This window comes from Micromonospora sp. C28ISP2-4 (genome assembly GCF_030519385.1).
Taxonomy (GTDB): domain Bacteria; phylum Actinomycetota; class Actinomycetes; order Mycobacteriales; family Micromonosporaceae; genus Micromonospora; species Micromonospora tulbaghiae.
The window spans coordinates 32,294-48,427 of the sequence record NZ_JAUMKG010000011.1 but is presented as its reverse complement, the minus strand read 5'-3'; the positions used below and the strand labels follow the sequence as shown (position 1 = coordinate 48,427).

At 75.6% G+C, this 16,134-nt stretch carries 12 protein-coding genes and 1 pseudogene; 10 read left to right on the top strand and 3 right to left on the bottom strand.

Features of this window, described 5'->3' with window-relative positions; all coding sequences use genetic code 11:
- Nucleotides 1–92: 92 nt before the first annotated feature.
- A complete protein-coding gene (locus tag Q3W68_RS28045; protein ID WP_302908288.1) occupies nt 93–1,541 on the bottom strand; it encodes a hypothetical protein in 1,449 nt (482 codons plus the stop codon).
- 3 nt (nt 1,542–1,544) lie between these two features.
- Here Q3W68_RS28045 and Q3W68_RS28040 point away from each other — a divergent pair.
- Both Q3W68_RS28040 and Q3W68_RS28035 read left to right on the top strand, forming a co-directional pair.
- A pseudogene (locus Q3W68_RS28040) lies at nt 1,545–2,063 on the top strand (Replicase polyprotein 1ab); the annotation flags it as partial.
- A gap of 524 nt (nt 2,064–2,587) precedes the next feature.
- Complete coding sequence (locus Q3W68_RS28035; protein WP_302908287.1) at nt 2,588–3,658, top strand: HAD-IIA family hydrolase; 1,071 nt, start codon at nt 2,588–2,590, stop codon at nt 3,656–3,658.
- Nucleotides 3,659–3,673: 15 nt separating this feature from the next.
- Here the strand turns inward: Q3W68_RS28035 and Q3W68_RS28030 are convergent, their stop codons facing one another.
- Nucleotides 3,674–4,009, bottom strand: a complete 336-nt coding sequence (locus tag Q3W68_RS28030) for an SCP2 sterol-binding domain-containing protein (RefSeq protein WP_120570457.1) — start codon at nt 4,007–4,009, stop codon at nt 3,674–3,676.
- Between the two features lie 111 nt (nt 4,010–4,120).
- On the opposite strand from Q3W68_RS28030, the gene Q3W68_RS28025 reads away from it, so the two are divergent.
- The 5 genes from Q3W68_RS28025 (at nt 4,121) to Q3W68_RS28005 (ending at nt 10,978) form a co-directional block, all read left to right on the top strand.
- Entirely contained in the window at nt 4,121–4,807 is a 687-nt protein-coding gene (locus Q3W68_RS28025; protein WP_302908286.1) for a phasin family protein, read from the top strand.
- Complete coding sequence (locus tag Q3W68_RS28020) at nt 4,804–5,031, top strand: hypothetical protein (protein ID WP_073831637.1); 228 nt, start codon at nt 4,804–4,806, stop codon at nt 5,029–5,031. The genes Q3W68_RS28025 and Q3W68_RS28020 overlap by 4 nt, the downstream gene beginning before the upstream one ends.
- Before the next feature lie 21 nt (nt 5,032–5,052).
- Nucleotides 5,053–5,901 (top strand): TlyA family RNA methyltransferase, encoded by an 849-nt coding sequence (locus Q3W68_RS28015; protein ID WP_302908285.1) that lies wholly within the window; start codon nt 5,053–5,055, stop codon nt 5,899–5,901.
- On the top strand, nt 5,898–6,782 hold the full coding sequence (locus tag Q3W68_RS28010; protein WP_013285580.1) for an NAD kinase: 885 nt from the start codon (nt 5,898–5,900) through the stop codon (nt 6,780–6,782). Before Q3W68_RS28015 ends, Q3W68_RS28010 begins: the two co-directional genes overlap by 4 nt.
- A 467-nt stretch (nt 6,783–7,249) precedes the next feature.
- On the top strand, nt 7,250–10,978 hold the full coding sequence (locus tag Q3W68_RS28005; RefSeq protein WP_302908284.1) for a S8 family serine peptidase: 3,729 nt from the start codon (nt 7,250–7,252) through the stop codon (nt 10,976–10,978).
- A gap of 46 nt (nt 10,979–11,024) precedes the next feature.
- On the opposite strand, the gene Q3W68_RS28000 is transcribed toward Q3W68_RS28005, so the two are convergent.
- Nucleotides 11,025–11,999: a helix-turn-helix domain-containing protein gene (locus tag Q3W68_RS28000; RefSeq protein WP_302908283.1), complete on the bottom strand. Its 975-nt coding sequence runs from the start codon at nt 11,997–11,999 to the stop codon at nt 11,025–11,027.
- Nucleotides 12,000–12,078: 79 nt separating this feature from the next.
- On the opposite strand from Q3W68_RS28000, the gene recN reads away from it, so the two are divergent.
- The 3 genes from recN to Q3W68_RS27985 all read left to right on the top strand — a co-directional run bounded on the left by recN (nt 12,079) and on the right by Q3W68_RS27985 (nt 16,102).
- Complete coding sequence (gene recN, locus Q3W68_RS27995; protein ID WP_302908282.1) at nt 12,079–13,836, top strand: DNA repair protein RecN; 1,758 nt, start codon at nt 12,079–12,081, stop codon at nt 13,834–13,836.
- A gap of 118 nt (nt 13,837–13,954) precedes the next feature.
- Nucleotides 13,955–15,133: a putative cytokinetic ring protein SteA gene (gene steA, locus Q3W68_RS27990; protein ID WP_135239482.1), complete on the top strand. Its 1,179-nt coding sequence runs from the start codon at nt 13,955–13,957 to the stop codon at nt 15,131–15,133.
- Nucleotides 15,134–15,160: 27 nt separating this feature from the next.
- Nucleotides 15,161–16,102: a copper transporter gene (locus Q3W68_RS27985; protein WP_302908281.1), complete on the top strand. Its 942-nt coding sequence runs from the start codon at nt 15,161–15,163 to the stop codon at nt 16,100–16,102.
- Nucleotides 16,103–16,134: the final 32 nt, after the last annotated feature.

Genomic DNA, 16,134 nt, shown 5'->3' with positions numbered 1-16,134 from the left:
TCTTCCAGTCGAGGGCCGCCCCAGCAGGGGCGGCCCTCGACTGCGTTAGCGTTCTCGGCGGAAACGCCATCAGGAAGGATGTACCTGTGAGCTCAGGACCCCAGGGCGGGGACCGCCCCCGTCGTTACGAGGATCGCGCCGACCGCGGCCAGGGGCGTGGTGACGCCGGCCGCGACGGCCGTCGCGATGACCGTCCCTCGTACCGGGGCGGCCGCGACGACCGCCCGGGCGGCTTCCGTGGTGGCGACCGAGACAGCGGCGCCCGTGGCGGCGATCGCCGCGAGGGCGGTTTCCGCGGCGGCGACCGGCGCGAGGGCGGCTTCCGCGGTGGCGGTCGGCGTGAAGGCGGCTCCGGTGGTGGTGATCGCCGCGAGGGTGGTTTCCGTGGCGGCGACCGTGAGGGTGGCTTCCGCGGTGGGAACCGTCCGGGCGGCGACCGTCGCGAAGGCGGTTTCCGCGGCGGTGACCGTGACGGCGGCTTCCGCGGCGGTGAACGTCGCGAAGGCGGCTTCCGCGGGGGTGACCGTCGCGAAGGTGGCTTCGCCGGCGGCGACCGCCGTGAGGGCGGCTTCCGTGGCGGCGACCGCCGCGAGACCGGCGCCCGCGACGGTGGCTTCCGCGGCGGTGACCGTCGCGAGGGCGGTTTCCGTGGTGCCGAGCGTCGTGAGGGTGGCTTCCGGGGCGGCGACCGCGAGGGTGGTTTCCGGAGCGGGAACCGTCCGGGCGGGGATCGTCGCGAGGGCGGCTTCCGTGGCGGCGACCACCGTGAGGGCGGCTTCCGGGGCGGCGACCGTGACGGTGGCTTCCGCGGCGGGGATCGCCGCGAAGGCGGTGCCCGTGAGGGTGGTTTCCGTGGTGGCGACCGCCGTGAGGGTGGCTTCCGCGGCGGTGACCGCGATGGCGGTTTCCGTGGTGGCGACCGTCGTGAGGGTGGTTTCCGTGGTGGCGACCGTCGTGAAGGTGGTTTCCGTGGCGGTGACCGTGAGGGTGGCTTCCGTGGCGGTGATCGCCGTGAGGGTGGTTTCCGGGGCGGCGACCGTCACGAGGGCGGCTTCGGCGGTGGAGACCGTCGTGAAGGCGGTGCCCGCGAGGGCGGCTTCCGGGGCGGCGACCGTCGTGAAGGCGGTTACCAGGGCGGCAACCGCCGCGACAGCTACGCAGGCGGCGACCGCCGTGAGGGCGGATTCCGTGGCGGCGACCGCGACCGTGGCTTCCGGCGCGACGACCGTGGCGACGACCGGCGGCCGGGCGGCTACCGGGGCGAGCGGGACGGTGAGCGCCGTGGCTACGGCGACCGGCCGGGCGGCGACGACCGGCGGACCGGCAGCTACGGGCCGCAGCGGGAGCGCCAGGACGAGCGCGGCGAGGGGCGTACCGGTGAGGCGCCGGAGCTGCCCGACGAGGTCGTCGCGAGCGACCTCGACTCGGCCGTCCGGGCCGAGCTGCTCTCCCTCGCCAAGCCGGTGGCGGAGACGGTCGCCCGGCACCTGGTCGCGACCGGTCTGCTGATCGACGAGGACCCGGCGCTCGCGCTGGCGCACGCCATGGCGGCTCGCAGGCTCGCCTCGCGGATCGCCGCGGTGCGGGAGGCGGTCGGGTTGGCCGCGTACCACGCGGGTGAGTGGCAGACCGCCATCGCCGAGCTGCGGACGTACCACCGGATGAGCGGCCTGCAGAGCCACCTGGCGGTGCTGGCCGACTGCGAGCGGGCGTTGGGCCGGCCGGAGCGGGCCATCGACCTGTTCCGCGGCGCGGACCGGGACAAGCTCGACCAGGCCGTCGCGATCGAACTGCTGATCGTCGCCGCCGGGGCGCGCGGCGACCTCGGGCAGAAGGACGCCGCGGTGGCGATGCTCCAGGTGCGCGAGCTGACCGGCGACTCGACCGAGCCGTGGGCGGCGCGGCTGCGCTACGCGTACGCGGACGCCCTGCTGGCGGTGGACCGGCGCGAGGAGGCGCGGGAGTGGTTCTCCCGGGCCGCCGACGTCGACTCCGAGGGGGAGACCGACGCCGCCGAGCGACTGCTGGAACTGGACGGCGTGGTCATCGAGGGCGACGACGAGCCGGAGGACGACGCGGACGCGTCCGAGCCGTCGGCCGAGGCCGCCAACGACGACGAGGACGACGACCTCGACGACGATGACGACGATGACGATGACGATGACGATGACGACGACGACCTCGACGACGACGATGACGACGACGAGGATGACGACGACGAGGATGACGCGCGGCTGAGCGGCGGCGGCGACATCACCTCGGCTGCCGGCGGGGACGCGGCACGGGCCGGCTACCGGGACCGTGACGCCGGCGATCTGGCCGACGACGAGCTGACCGACACGGAGGCCGGCTCGCTCGCCACCAGCACCGCCACCACCCCGACCTTCGTCGCGGCGAACGAGGAACCGGCCACCACCGCGCCGGCCACCACCGCGCCGGCCACCACCGCGCCGGCCAGCACCGCGCCGACCGGCACCCCCGCGGCTGCCGAGGCACCGGCCGCCACCCCGGCGGACGAGGCCGACGGCGACGACCGGCCCGCGCCGGGTGACACCGCGGGCGGCGAGGGTGAGGCGGCGGAGCGCCGATGACCGGGTACGCCGGTGACACCGCCTCCGGCGCGGATCGGGGAGAACCCGACCGCGCCGGGGCGGGCGGCGCGCTGGTCGAGGCGTACTCGCTTGTCGTCTTCGACCTCGACGGCGTCATCTACCTGATCGACCGGCCCATCCCCGGCGCGGTCGAGGCGGTCGGCCGGCTGCACGCCGAGGGGCGCGCGGTCGCGTACGCGACGAACAACGCCTCCCGCCGCTCCAGCGAGGTGGCCGACCTGCTCACCGGCATGGGCGTTCCGGCTCAGCCGGCGGAGGTGCTCACCTCCGCCGCGGCCACTGCCGAACTGCTCCGCGACCGGCTGCCCGAGGGCGCGGCCGTGCTCGTGGTCGGCGCGGAGGCGCTGCGCGCCGAGCTGCGGGCGATGGGCCTGCGGCCGGTGTCCACGGCCGACGAGGAGCCCGCCGCCGTCGCCCAGGGCTACGGCCCGCAGGTCGGCTGGTCCGACCTGGCCGAGGCGTCCCTGGCGGTACGGGCGGGCGCACCCTGGTACGCCACAAACACCGACCGCACGCTGCCCAGCCCACGCGGCCCGCTACCGGGCAACGGTTCGCTCGTCGCGGTGCTGCGTACCGCGCTGGGCCGCGACCCCGACGTGGTGGTGGGCAAGCCGGAGCCGGCGCTGTTCACCACCGCCGCGCGGCGGGCCGGAACCGGGCGCACGCTCGTGGTGGGCGACCGGCTGGACACCGACATCGAGGGCGCCCGCCGGGCCGGACTGGACAGCCTGCTGGTGCTCACCGGGGTCAGCGACGCCGCCGAGCTGCTGGCCGCACCCGAGGAGCGCCGCCCCGCGTACGTCTCGTTCGACCTGGCGGGTCTGTTCGACCCCGCCGCGGTGGTGGCGGTGCCGGGCCGGGCGACCGGCGGCGGCTGGTCGGTGACGGAGGCCGGCGCGGACCTCGTGCTCGACGGCGCGGGAGCGCCGCTGGAGGCCCTCGCGGCGCTCTGCGCGCTGGCCTGGTCGACGGCGGCCGGGCCGCGCGTGCGGGCACAGTCCCCGGCGGCGGAGGAAGCGCTCGCCGCGTTCGGTCTCGACGACTGAGGCGCCGGGCTGCCGTCAGAGCAGCTTGCGGAGCTTCATCAGGTCGAACGGGTTCGCCTTGATCGAGACCCGCCGGGAGGCCACCGCCGACATGACGTCGAGCCGGCCGTGCACCAGCGCGACGAGGTCGTCGCTGCCGGTGCTCAGCGCGATCTTCGCCTTCGGGTCGTCGCCGTCGGCCAGGTCGACCAGCCGGCCACCCTCCAGCCGCCCGTGGAACGCCGTGCCGAGGTCGGTGATCCGGCAGGCCAGGGTGCGGTCGAGGTCGATGCGTCCCTGTGCCTCGGCGTTGCGGTCCAGCCGCGCGGCCAGGTCCTGCAACGCCTGCCGGCACTCGTCCACGCTGGCCACATCGTCTCCTCACCACGAACCACGCCGTTCCCGGCACCGTACCGCAATGGAGCGTCCGGGGTGCCCGGTAGCGTGGCACCTGCACACCTCGCCCCGCGGAAGGACTCAGGCATGCAGGACGCGTGGCGCGCCTACCTCGAGCTGGCCATGGGCCTGACGGAGGCGCCCCGGAAGAAGGCACAGGACGCGGTCATGCGCGTCGTCGGCCAGGGCGGCGCGACAGCCGCCCAGCTCCAGACGCTCGCCGAGGAACTGGTGGCGACCGGCCTGGCGAACCGGGAGTCGCTGACCAAGCTGGTCCGCTTCGAGGTGGACCGGGCGCTGGGCGCGGTCGGGCTGGCCACCGCCGACGAGGTCGCCGAGCTGACGCGCCGCGTGCACGACCTGGAGCGGCAGCTGCGCGAGGCGCGCGGCCACCTCGGGCCGGGCGAGACGCCGCCCGCCGGAGCGTCCGAGCCCGCCGCCGCACCGGCCGGGACCGCGGCGGCGCCGTCCGGCGCGACCACACCGCCGGCCGAGCCCTCCGGCGCCGAGCCGCCCGAGGCAGCGCCGTCCGGGACCGAGCTGTCCGAGGCCGGGCCGTCGAAGAGCGGGCCGCCCGCCGCCGAGTCCTCGCCGACGACGAAGGCCCCCGCGACGACGCCGACGAAGGCCCCCGCGACGACGCCGACCAAGGCGGTGGCGAAGAAGACGGTGGCGAAGAAGGCGATCGCGAAGAAGCCGCCGGCCACCGTCTCCCGTACCCCGGAAGCCGCGCCGGCGAAGAAGGCCACCGGGCGCAAGGCGGCCGGCTCGTGACCGCGCCCCGGCCCGGCCCGCCGCCGGGTCCGCGGCCCGGACCGCCCCCGGGGGTACGCCCCGCGCCGGTCGAGGAGGTCGGCGAGGCGCGGCACCCGGCGGTGGACGCCGCGGTGCTCGGCATGGCAAACGCCGAGGCGCTCGCCCCGGCCGACCAGATCGCCCAGTACGAGGCGGCGTACGAGACGCTGCGCGAGACCCTCGCCACCATCGACCAGGCCTGAGCAGAGGCGGAGAGACACCTGATGGCTCGTCGTACCCGGCTGGACGCCGAACTCGTCCGGCGCGGGCTGGCCCGCTCCCGGGAGCAGGCCGCCGCGCTGGTCGAGGCCGGTCGCGTCCAGCTGCGCGGAGTGCAGGCGCGCAAGCCCGCGGCCATGGTCGACCCGGCCGATCCGCTGCTGGTCACCGGCGAGGACCCGGCGCAGGAGTACGTCTCCCGGGGCGGCCACAAGCTGGTCGGCGCGCTCGCCGCGTTCGCCCCCGGCGGGCTGACCGTCACCGGCCGGCGCTGCCTGGACGCCGGCGCGTCGACAGGCGGTTTCACCGACGTGCTGCTGCGCGGCGGTGCCGCCGAGGTGGTCGCCGTGGACGTCGGCTACGGGCAGCTCGCCTGGTCGCTGCGTACCGACGAGCGCGTGCGGGTGTTCGAGCGCACCAACGTGCGTACCCTCACGCCGGAGGCGATCGGCGGCCCGGTCGACCTGACGGTGGCCGACCTGTCGTTCATCTCACTGCGGCTGGTGCTGCCCGCGCTCGCCGCGTGCACCGGCCCCGGCGGCGACCTGGCGCTGATGGTGAAGCCCCAGTTCGAGGTCGGCAAGGAGCGGGTCGGCGCCGGGGGTGTGGTGCGCGACCCGGCGCTGCGCGCCGAGGCGGTGCTCGACGTGGCCGCGGCCGCCGCCGGGCTGGGCCTCGGCCTGGCCGGCGTGGCGGCCAGCCCGCTGCCCGGGCCGAGCGGCAACGTCGAGTTCTTCGTATGGTTGCGCGGGGACGCGCCCGCCGCGGATCCGGAGCGGGTCCGCGCGGTGGTGGCCGCCGGCCCGCAGGGCGCCGCCGCGACGGCGGCCACGACCGAGGAGGTGTCCGGGTGAGCCGTACCGCGCTGCTGGTCACGCACACCGGCCGTCGACGCAGCACCGAGCACGCACGCGCGGTGGCCGCCGACCTGATCGCCGCCGGGTTCGAGGTGCGGGTGGTGGCCGAGGAGGCCGACGACCTGGACCTGCCGGGCGTGGTGCCGGTGACCGGCCCGGAGGCCGCCGAGGGCGCCGAGATCGTGTTCGCGCTCGGCGGGGACGGCACGTTCCTGCGCGCCGCCGAGCTGGCCCGCCCGGCCAAGGTGCCGCTGCTCGGCATCAACCTCGGCAAGGTCGGCTTCCTCGCCGAGGCGGAGATCGACGACCTGGACACCGCCGTGCGTGACGTGGTCGACCGCAACTACACGGTGGACGAACGGCTCACCCTCGACGTCACCGCCGAGTTCGAGGGCGGACCGACCATCGAGTCGTGGGCGCTCAACGAGATCAGCGTGGAGAAGGGCGAACGCGCCCAGATGCTGGAGCTGCTCGTCGACGTGGACGGCCGGCCGCTGTCCCGGTACGGCTGCGACGGCGTGATCTGCGCGACCCCGACCGGCTCGACCGCGTACGCGTTCTCCGGCGGCGGGCCGGTGGTCTGGCCCGAGGTGGAGGCGCTGCTGCTGGTGCCGATCAGCGCGCACGCGTTGTTCAGCCGCCCGCTGGTGACCGCGCCCACGTCGACGTTCGTCATCACCGTCGACCCGTTCACCACCCTGGCGGTGCTCTGCTGCGACGGGCGGCGCGTCTACGACCTGCCGCCCGGCGCCCGGGTCACGGTGCGCCGGGGCACGCTGCCGGTGCGCATCGTGCGGCTGCGGGCCCGTCCGTTCACCGACCGGCTGGTGGCCAAGTTCGACCTTCCCGTCCAGGGCTGGCGGGGCAACCGTCGCTGACCAGCGGCTCAGCGGAAATCTCCGTTCGGCCCACCGGTCCCGGCGCGTGCGCGCGTTACGGTGGGCGGACGGGCCGCGAGAGGTGAGTCCGGGCGCGGCGGTGAGGCCCGCCGCTTCGGGATGCGGCCCACCTGTCGCGGGCTCGGCCAGGGGGTGGTCGGGACCGCGACGGTCGGGACGCCGGAGCGTCGTGAGCCGGCCGCGGCGGGCGGACCGGCACGCCGTGTCCGGTCGGGTGTCGACCCCGGCCGGGCCGACAGGTCGCAGGGCCGCCGCCGGAGGAAGCGGCGGCACGCGAGCTGGGCGACACGGTCTCCGGCGTCCCGGCCTCCACCCCGTCGTGCTCGTGTCCACCTGGCGACATGTCGCCGGTGCGGCGGCCCCTACCCGGTGACCCGGCAGCGGACGCCGTCGCAGACTCCGATCGCCGGCCTTACGAGGTCGGCCTCGGAGTAGAGGAGCGTCACATGCACCGGTTCCCCCGCTGGCTCGCCGCCGGCGCGGCCGGGGCGTTGGTGGTCGGGCTCGCCGTACCGGCGTCCGCCGTACCGCCCGCCCGGCCCGCCGGCCCGCCCCCGGGCACATCCGCCCCGGGCGCGCCGCCCGCCCGCGTCACGCTGATCACCGGCGACCAGGTCGAGCTGGTCCGGGCCGCGCCGGGCCGGATCGCCGCCACGGTCCACCCCGGCCCGGGCCGCGACCGGATCGTCTTCCAGACCACGCAGGCCGACGGCGGGCTGCGGGTGCTTCCCGCCGACGTCGTGCCGTACGTGTCGGCGGGCGTGCTCGACCCGGACCTGTTCGACGTGCAGGAACTGGCCGAGCAGGGCTACGGCGACGCGGGCCAGAAGGCGCTGCCGCTGATCGTGCGTTACCGGGAGCCGGCCGCGGGACGGGTTCGCCCGCTCGCCGTCGCCGCCGAGTCCCGTCCGCTGTCCAGCATCAACGGCGCCGCGCTGCGGGTCGACAAGGACGACCTGGGTGCGCTGTGGACGTCGCTGCGGGCGGCGCCGCAGGCCCGCGCCGCGGGCGCCGGAGCGGTCCGGCTCGGCGCGGGCGTGGAGCGCGTCTGGCTCGACGGGCGGGCCCGGGTGGCGCTGGAACACAGCGTCCCGCAGATCGGCGCGCCCGCCGCGTGGGCGGCCGGCCGCGACGGCGCCGGGGTACGGGTCGCGGTGCTCGACACCGGCGTGGACGCCGGCCACCCCGATCTGGCCGGCCGGATCGCCGAGGCGCGCGACTTCACCGGCGGCGGCAGCGCCCGGGACGGCCACGGCCACGGCACCCACGTGGCGGCCACCGTCGCCGGCAGCGGCGCGGCCTCGGCGGGGCTGCGCAAGGGCGTCGCACCGGGCGCGCGGCTGCTGGTCGGCAAGGTGCTCGACGACTCCGGCTCCGGCTACGACTCCGGCATCATCGCCGGCATGGAGTGGGCCGCGCGCTCCGGCGCGAAGGTGGTCAGCATGAGCCTCGGCGGCGCGCCCACCGACGGCACCGACCCGATGAGCCAGGCCGTCAACGACCTCACCGCCGAAACCGGCGCGCTGTTCGTGATCGCCGCCGGCAACGACGGGGAGCCGCGCAGCGTCGGTTCGCCCGGCGCGGCCACCGCCGCGCTCACCGTCGGCGCGGTCGACCGCGACGACGTGCTCGCCGACTTCTCCAGCCGCGGCCCGCGGCTGGGCGACAACGGCCTGAAGCCGGAGATCACCGCGCCCGGCGTCGGCATCGTCGCCGCCCGCGCCGCCGGCACCACGATGGGTACGCCTGTTGACGACGCCTACACGCGCGCCTCGGGCACCTCGATGGCCACGCCGCACGTCGCGGGCGCCGCCGCCGTACTGGCGCAGGAACATCCCGGGTGGAGCGCGGGGCAGCTCAAGGACGCGCTGGTCAGCACCACCCGGCCGAGCGCCGGCGCGACGGTGTTCGAGCAGGGCGCCGGGCGGGTCGACGTGGCCCGCGCGCTGCGCCAGCGGGTGTACGGCACCGCCACCGCCGACTTCGGCCGGCTGACCACCGGCGCGCCGGCCGCCACCCGGACGGTGCGCTACGTCAACGGCACCGCCGCCGCGCAGACGCTGCGTCTGGCGCTGGAGCTGCGCAACCTGGACAGCGGCGCGGCCGAGACCGACGGCCTGACGCTCGACGCCGGCACGGTGACGGTGCCGGCCGGCGGCGGCGTGGACGTGCCGCTGCGCGCCGACCCGGCCCGGCTGGACCGGGGCCCGCACGGCGGCTGGCTGGCGGCCACCGGCACGGACGGCGTGACGGTGCGCACCGCGGTCGGGCTCACGCTCAGCGGCCCGCAGCACACGGTGACGCTGCGCGCGCTGGACCCGGCCGGGCGGCCCGGACCGGCGCCGGTGGTGACGCTGTTCGGCGAGCACCCGGAGCCGGACGCGCTGGGCTGGCTCGGCGGCGGCGACGAGTGGCAGGTCCAGGTGGAGGAGGGCCCGTACCTGCTGCACGCGCTGATCGAGCACGGCGCGCCGCTGGACGAGCAGCTCACCCTGGTCACCGACCCGGAGCTGACAGTGGACCGGGACCTCACCGTGGTGCTCGACCCGCGGCGCGGCACACCGGTACGGATCGAGACGCCGAAACCCGCCGAGCAGCGGGCGGTCCTCAGCTTCTACCAGCACCGGGTGTTCGGAAACGGCCGGCAGGTCGACCACGGCGTGATGACGTTCAGCACCGTGCAGCAGCTCAACGTCACCCCGACCCGGCAGGTGCGCCGCGGCGAGTTCGAGTTCTCCTCGCGCTGGCAGCTCGTCGCGCCGATGGTCGACATCGACGTCAGCGGCGTGTCCGGTGCCCTCGACGTCAACCTGATGGGTCAGTCGCCGGCCCCGGCCGGCCGGCAGCGGCTGCGCCTCGTCGCGGCCGGCACCGGCGCGCCGGGCGAGCTGGCCGGGGTGCGGGGCGCGGCGGCGCTGCTCACCGCGTCCGCCGACCGGTCCGAGGAGGAGCAGGTGGCAGCCGCGGCGGCGGCCGGCGCGAAGGCGGTGCTGATCGTCCGGCCGGCGGACCAGAGCGCGTGGACGGTGTGGCGTCCGACCGGGGACCGGCTCCCGGCGCCGGCGCTCGCGGTGGCGTACGACGACGGGCAGCGGCTGCTCGCGGCGGCGCGTACCGGCCGGGCCCGCGTCGACCTGACGCTCACCGTGGACAGCCCGTACCTCTACGACGTGTTCCAGGTGTCGAAGGGCCGCGTGCCGGAGCGGATCTTCCACCGGGTCACCGCCGCCAACACCGCCGAGGTGACCGCGCGTTACGGCGACACCGGCGGCCTGGACTGGGCCACCGAGCAGCGGTTCGGGTGGCGGCCCTGGCAGGAGTTCTCCTGGAACGACGACCAGCGGATGGTGCGTACCGGGACGACCCGCCGGGAGTACGTCAGCTCCGGTGACTCGTGGTGGCAGCACCGGGTGCTGCACCGGCTGATGTTCTCCAGCATGGGGACGCTGACCGGCGGCCTGTCCGACCGGCCCCGGCGCTACGCGCCCACCGACCGGACCACCGAGTCGTGGCACGCGCCGCTGGTGCGTCCCGCCGTGCCCGCCGGTGCGGCCGCGCCGAGCCGGACCGGTGACACGCTCGACCTGCGGGTAGCCGAGTTCGTCGACGCCGACGGTCACGCCGGCGTGGACAACCGGTCGGAGGAGCAGGACGCGGTGACCCGCCGGGTCAGCCGGGACGGGCGGCACATCGCCGACCTGTCCGCCGGCTGGGCGCCGGTGCCTGCCACCGCCGGTCCGGCCCGCTACCGCCTCGACGTGACCACGGCCCGGTCGTCGGCGGAATGGCGGTGGGCGACCCGTACCGAGACGGCGTGGGAGTTCACCTCGGCCCGCCCGGCCGGGGACGCGGCCCGGCCGCTGCCGCTGCTCCAGGTCGACTACCGGGTGCCGGCCGACCTGCGTGGCGAGGTGCCGGGCAAGCGGAAGCACGCGGTCGGGCTGACGCTGCGCCACCCGGCTGGCCTGCCCGCGCCGACCGGCACGACGGTACGCGCCGAGGTGTCGTTCGACGGCGGACGCACCTGGCGCACGGCGCCGGTGCGCGGCTCCGGCACCCGGTTCACCGCCGAGATGCCGGCCGGGCGCGGCTCGGTGTCGCTGCGGGTCTCCGCGCGGGACCGGTCCGGCAGCACCGTGACGCAGACCGTGATCGACGCGTACGGGCTGCGGTGAGACGCCGGGGCGGGGCGGTCCTGGGGCCGTCCCGCCCCGGCCCCGGTCAGATCCAGCCGCGCCGGGCGGCCTGGAACGCCAGTCCGGGCCGGGTGTCCACACCGGCGGCGGCCATCAGGTCGGCGAGCCGGCGCTGCACGGTACGCCGGCTCACCCCGAGCTGTGACGCGATCGACTTGTCCGGCACCCCGGCGACGAACAGCGACAGCAGCCGCGCCTCGTCGCCGTCGGGCTGGTAGCCGGTGGCCGCCCGGTCGGCCGGCGTGCCGAGCGGCGTCGCCATCAGCCAGTGGCTCTCGAAGAGCGCTACCAGCGCGTCCAGCAGCTGACTGCGGCCGATCACCGCTGCCGTGGGCTCCCCGCCGTCGCGGTCGGGCACCAGCGGGCAGACGGCGGTACGACCGTCCACCACGGCCAGTCGAACCGGCAGCCGGTCCAGCACCCGGGCCTGTTCCCCGGCGCGTACGCCCCGCTCCACGTCGGCCAGCGCGCCCGGCTCCAGCAGCATCGCCCGTTCGTAGATGGCCCGGTAGCGCACGCCGCGGGCCAGCGCGTCGAACTCCTCGACGTTCTCCGGGCCGGGCATCGCCAGCGGGTTCGCCCGGCAGAACCAGAGCACCTCCTCGCGCGCGCCGTTCTGCAGCTCACGCAGCCGTTCCCGCAGCGCCCGCGCGCCGGTGACCACCTCGACCAGGTGCGCGGCGTCGTGGCGGCGCATCCCGGCCCGGTAGTCCTCGGCGAGCCGGCTGACCGCGGCGCGGGCCTCCTCCAGCGCCGACTGGCGGCGCAGCAGCGCCTCGCCGAGCGGCACGTCCGGCGCCAGGGGCCGCAGCGGCGCGTCCGGCTCCGGGCCGGTCGGCAGCACGAGACCCTTGTCCCGCAAGGCGTCCAGCCGGGCGACGACCTCCGCGCGGGGTCGCCCCAGCCGCTGCGCGAGCTCACCGACGCGGGCCGTGTTCGCCCTGACCAGGCAGCGGTAGAGCTCCTCCTCGTCCGGGGTCAGGCCGATCTCCTCCAGCACGGGGCTGAACTGTACGGGTGCCGACGCCCGGCCCTGCCGGCTGGTCAACTGTCACACGGCGGGGCTACTGTCGGGTGCTGTGCTGGAAGAGCTGCGCATCACCGGACTGGGCGTCATCGAGGACACGACGCTGCCGCTGGCCGCGGGGATGAACGTCATCACCGGCGAGACCGGCGCCGGCAAGACCATGGTGGTGACCGGCCTCGGCCTGCTCTTCGGCGGCCGCGCCGACGCCGGCCGGGTGCGCGCCCAGCCGGGCCGCGCGGCGGTGGAGGGCCGGGTGCGCCTGAGCGGACGGGTGGCCGAGGCGGTGCACGCCCGCATCCTCGACGCCGGTGGCGAGCCCGACGAGGACGGCTCACTGCTGCTCAGCCGCACCGTCACCATCGAGGGCCGCTCCCGGGCGCACCTGGGCGGGCGCGCCATGCCGGTGTCCACGCTCGGCGAGGTCGGCGAGCAGGTGCTCGCCGTGCACGGCCAGTCCGACCAACTGCGGTTGCTGCGCCCGGCCGAGCAGCGCGCCTCGCTCGACCGGTTCGCCGGTCCCGAGCACGAGAAGCTGCTCGACGCGCTGCGCGAGACGTACGCCCGGTGGCGCACTGTCGTCGACGACCTGGCCGACCGGCGGCGCAACGCCCGCGAGCGCAACCAGGAGGCCGACCTGCTGCGGCTGGGCCTGGACGAGATCACCCGGGTCGACCCGCAACCGGGGGAGGACGCCGAGCTGAAGGCCGAGGCGCAGCGGCTGGAGCACGCCGAGGGGCTGCGCACCGCCGCGCAGGTGGCGCAGCAGTGCGTGGCCGGCGGCGTCGAGGCGACCGACGAGACGCCGGACGCGACGGCGCTGCTGGGCACCGCGCGGCGCACGCTGGAGGCGCAGGCCGGCACCGACCCGGCACTGGGCGAGCTGGCGGCCCGGCTGGAGGAGGCGGCCACGCTCGTCACCGACGTGGCCGCGGAACTGTCCGCCTACCTGGCCGCGCTGGACGCCGACCCGGCCCGCCTGCAGACCGTCTACGAGCGGCGGGCCGCGTTGCGTGCGCTCACCCGCAAGTACGCCGACGACGTCGACGGCGTGGTGGCGTGGGCCGAGCGGGCCCGGACCCGGCTGTCCGATCTGGACACCTCCGACGAGCTGCTGGACGAGCTGGACCGCGAGGCGACCCGGCTCGCCGGTGAGGTGGCCGACCTCGCCGGCCGGGTCTCGGCGTCCCGGCGGGAGGCGGCGGTCCGCTTCGCCGAGGAGGTCACAGTCGAGCTGGCCGGGCTGGCCATGCCGCACGCCCGCATCGAGGTGGCGGTGCTGCCGCGCCCGGCGGGCCGGTCCGAGCCGAGCCTGCCGGTCAACGGCGTGGAAGCCGGCGTCGGCGCGGACGGCGCCGACGAGGTGGAGTTGCGGCTGCTGGCGCACCCGGGCGCGCCGGCGCTGCCGTTGCAGAAGGGCGCCTCCGGCGGCGAGCTGTCCCGGGTGATGCTGGCCATCGAGGTGGTCTTCGCCGGTTCCGGCGGCCCGCCCACGCTGGTGTTCGACGAGGTCGACGCGGGTGTCGGCGGCCAGGCCGCGGTCGAGATCGGCCGCCGGCTGGCCCGGCTGGCCCGCAGCCACCAGGTGCTCGTGGTCACACACCTGCCACAGGTCGCCGCGTTCGCCGACCGGCACCTGGTGGTGGCCAAGGACACCGGGGGAGCGGTCACCACCAGCGGGGTGCGCGTGGTGGAGGACACCGAGCGCGCCCGGGAACTGGCCCGGATGCTCGCCGGTTTGCCGGACTCCGATCTGGGTATCGCCCATGCCGAGGAGCTCCTGGCCGTGGCGGCCAAGGAAAGGCGTCCGTGACGCCCCTATTGTGAGCGCAAGCACACCGGCGCGGGTTCCGGTGTGCTTCCCTGGGTAGGCGGCCCTGCTCAGGCATGTCGCGACAGCAAAACCTGCCTCACATGCCAGGATGGTCACGATGCGTCTACCCACACTGCGCCGGAGCCGGAACCCGGAGCCGGGCTCCATCGTCGGCACCGCGCGCCTCGACCGCCGGACGAAACGGCTGGTCGGGCGCCTGCGACCCGGCGACATCGCGGTCATCGACCACGTCGACCTGGACCGGGTGGCGGCCGACTCGCTCGTCGCGGTGGGTGTGGCGGCGGTCCTGAACGCCAAGCCGTCGGTCTCCGGCCGCTATCCCAACCTCGGGCCGGAGGTGCTCATCTCGGCCGGCATCCCGCTGCTGGACGATCTCGGCGAGAGCGTCTTCGAACAGGTCCGTGAGGGCGACCGGGTCCGCATCGAGGGCAACACCGTCTTCGTCGGCGACGAGCCGGTCGCGCACGGCTCGTTGCAGGACGCCGAGACCGTGGCCAAGTCGATGGCCGACGCTCGGGAGGGCCTGTCGGTGCAGTTGGAGGCGTTCGCCGCCAACACGATGGACTACCTGCGGCAGGAACGCGACCTGCTGCTCGACGGCGTCGGCGTACCGGAGATCCAGACCCAGATCCAGGGCCGGCACTGCCTGATCGTGGTGCGCGGCTACGACTACAAGGCCGACCTGGACGTGCTGCGCCCGTACATCCGGGAGTTCAAGCCGGTGCTGATCGGCGTGGACGGCGGCGCCGACGCGCTGGTCGAGGCCGGCTACACCCCGGACATGATCATCGGTGACATGGACTCGGTCACCGACGACGTGCTGCGCTGCGGCGCCGAGGTGATCGTGCACGCCTACCCGGACGGGCGCGCGCCGGGCCTGGCCCGGGTCAACGGGCTCGGCGTACCGGCGATCACCTTCCCGGCGGCGGCCACCAGCGAGGACCTGGCCATGCTGCTGGCCGACGAGAAGGGCGCCTCGCTGCTGGTGGCGGTCGGCACGCACGCCACCCTGGTGGAGTTCCTCGACAAGGGGCGCGGCGGCATGGCGTCGACGTTCCTGACCCGGCTGAAGGTCGGTGGCAAGCTGGTCGACGCCAAGGGCGTCAGCCGGCTCTACCGGCAGAGCATCTCCGGGTCGTCGCTGCTGCTGCTGGTCCTGTCGGCGGTGGCCGCGATGGCCTCCGCGGTGGCGGTCTCCACCGTCGGGAAGGCGTATCTGGGCGTGGTCTCCGAATGGTGGGACAATTTCGTGTTCCAGCTCGGCCAGCTCTTCTAGCTCCCCGACGATCAAGAGGCTGCAAGCGTGATCAACTTTCGCTACCACGTGGTGTCCCTGACCGCGGTGTTCCTGGCGCTGGCGATCGGCCTGGTGGTCGGCACAGCCGCCCTCAACGGGCCGGTCGCCGACTCGCTCCGGGAGAACGTCAACGGCCTGCGCAAGGACAACTCGCTGATGCGCCAGTCGGTCAACAGCATGCAGAAGCAGCTGGAGACCGAGGAGGAATTCGCCGCCGAGATGGCCCAGCTCGTGCTGCCCGGCAAGCTGACCGGCCGCCGCGTGCTGGTGCTCACCCTGCCCAGCGGCCGGGACCAGGCCGAGGGCGTGGTGAAGATGCTCCAGACCGCCGGCGCCGACGTCACCGGCCGCATCGACGTGCAGGACAAGTTCGTCAACCCGGACAGCAACAACAACCTGCTGGAACTGGCGGTCACCGCCGCCCGGCCGAACAGCGCCCCGACCGGCAACCTGCCCGGCAACGGGCACGGCGTGGAGACGTCCAGCGCGTTGCTGGCCAACGTGCTGGTGGACCGCCCGGCCGGGAGCCCGCCGGTCAGCGAGGCCGACCGGCGCGCCGTGCTGGAGCAGTACGCCACCGCCGGCTACCTCACCCCGGCGGACCGGATCTCCACCGCCGCCGAGGCGGTGGTGATGGTCACCGGCCAGCCGTACGTGGACAAGGACTCGGCGAAGAAGGACGAGTCGGTGGTGAAGATCGCCGAGCAGTTCGACCGGGCCGGCGCGCTCGTGGTCGCCGGCATGGGCTCGACCGGCGGCAACCTGGTCTCCGTGGTGCGCGGCGACCCGGTGCTGTCGCAGACCATCTCCACCGTCGACAACGCCAACACCGTGCAGGGTCAGCTGGGCACCAGCCTCGCCCTGGCGCAGCAGCTCACCGAGAAGAAGACCGGCCAGTACGGCGTGGGCGACAACGCCACCTCCCGGGTGCCTACACTGCCCCGGTGACCGCTCCGGGCCGCCCGGTCCGTGCCGCGTCG

Excerpts from the sequence above, each read along its gene's own strand:
- Q3W68_RS28035 (WP_302908287.1), top strand. The coding sequence starts at position 2,588 with ATGACCGGGTACGCCGGTGACACCGCCTCCGGCGCGGATCGGGGAGAA.
- Q3W68_RS28025 (WP_302908286.1), top strand. The coding sequence starts at position 4,121 with ATGCAGGACGCGTGGCGCGCCTACCTCGAGCTGGCCATGGGCCTGACG.
- Q3W68_RS28015 (WP_302908285.1), top strand. The coding sequence starts at position 5,053 with ATGGCTCGTCGTACCCGGCTGGACGCCGAACTCGTCCGGCGCGGGCTG.
- Q3W68_RS28005 (WP_302908284.1), top strand. The coding sequence starts at position 7,250 with ATGCACCGGTTCCCCCGCTGGCTCGCCGCCGGCGCGGCCGGGGCGTTG.
- steA (WP_135239482.1), top strand. The coding sequence starts at position 13,955 with ATGCGTCTACCCACACTGCGCCGGAGCCGGAACCCGGAGCCGGGCTCC.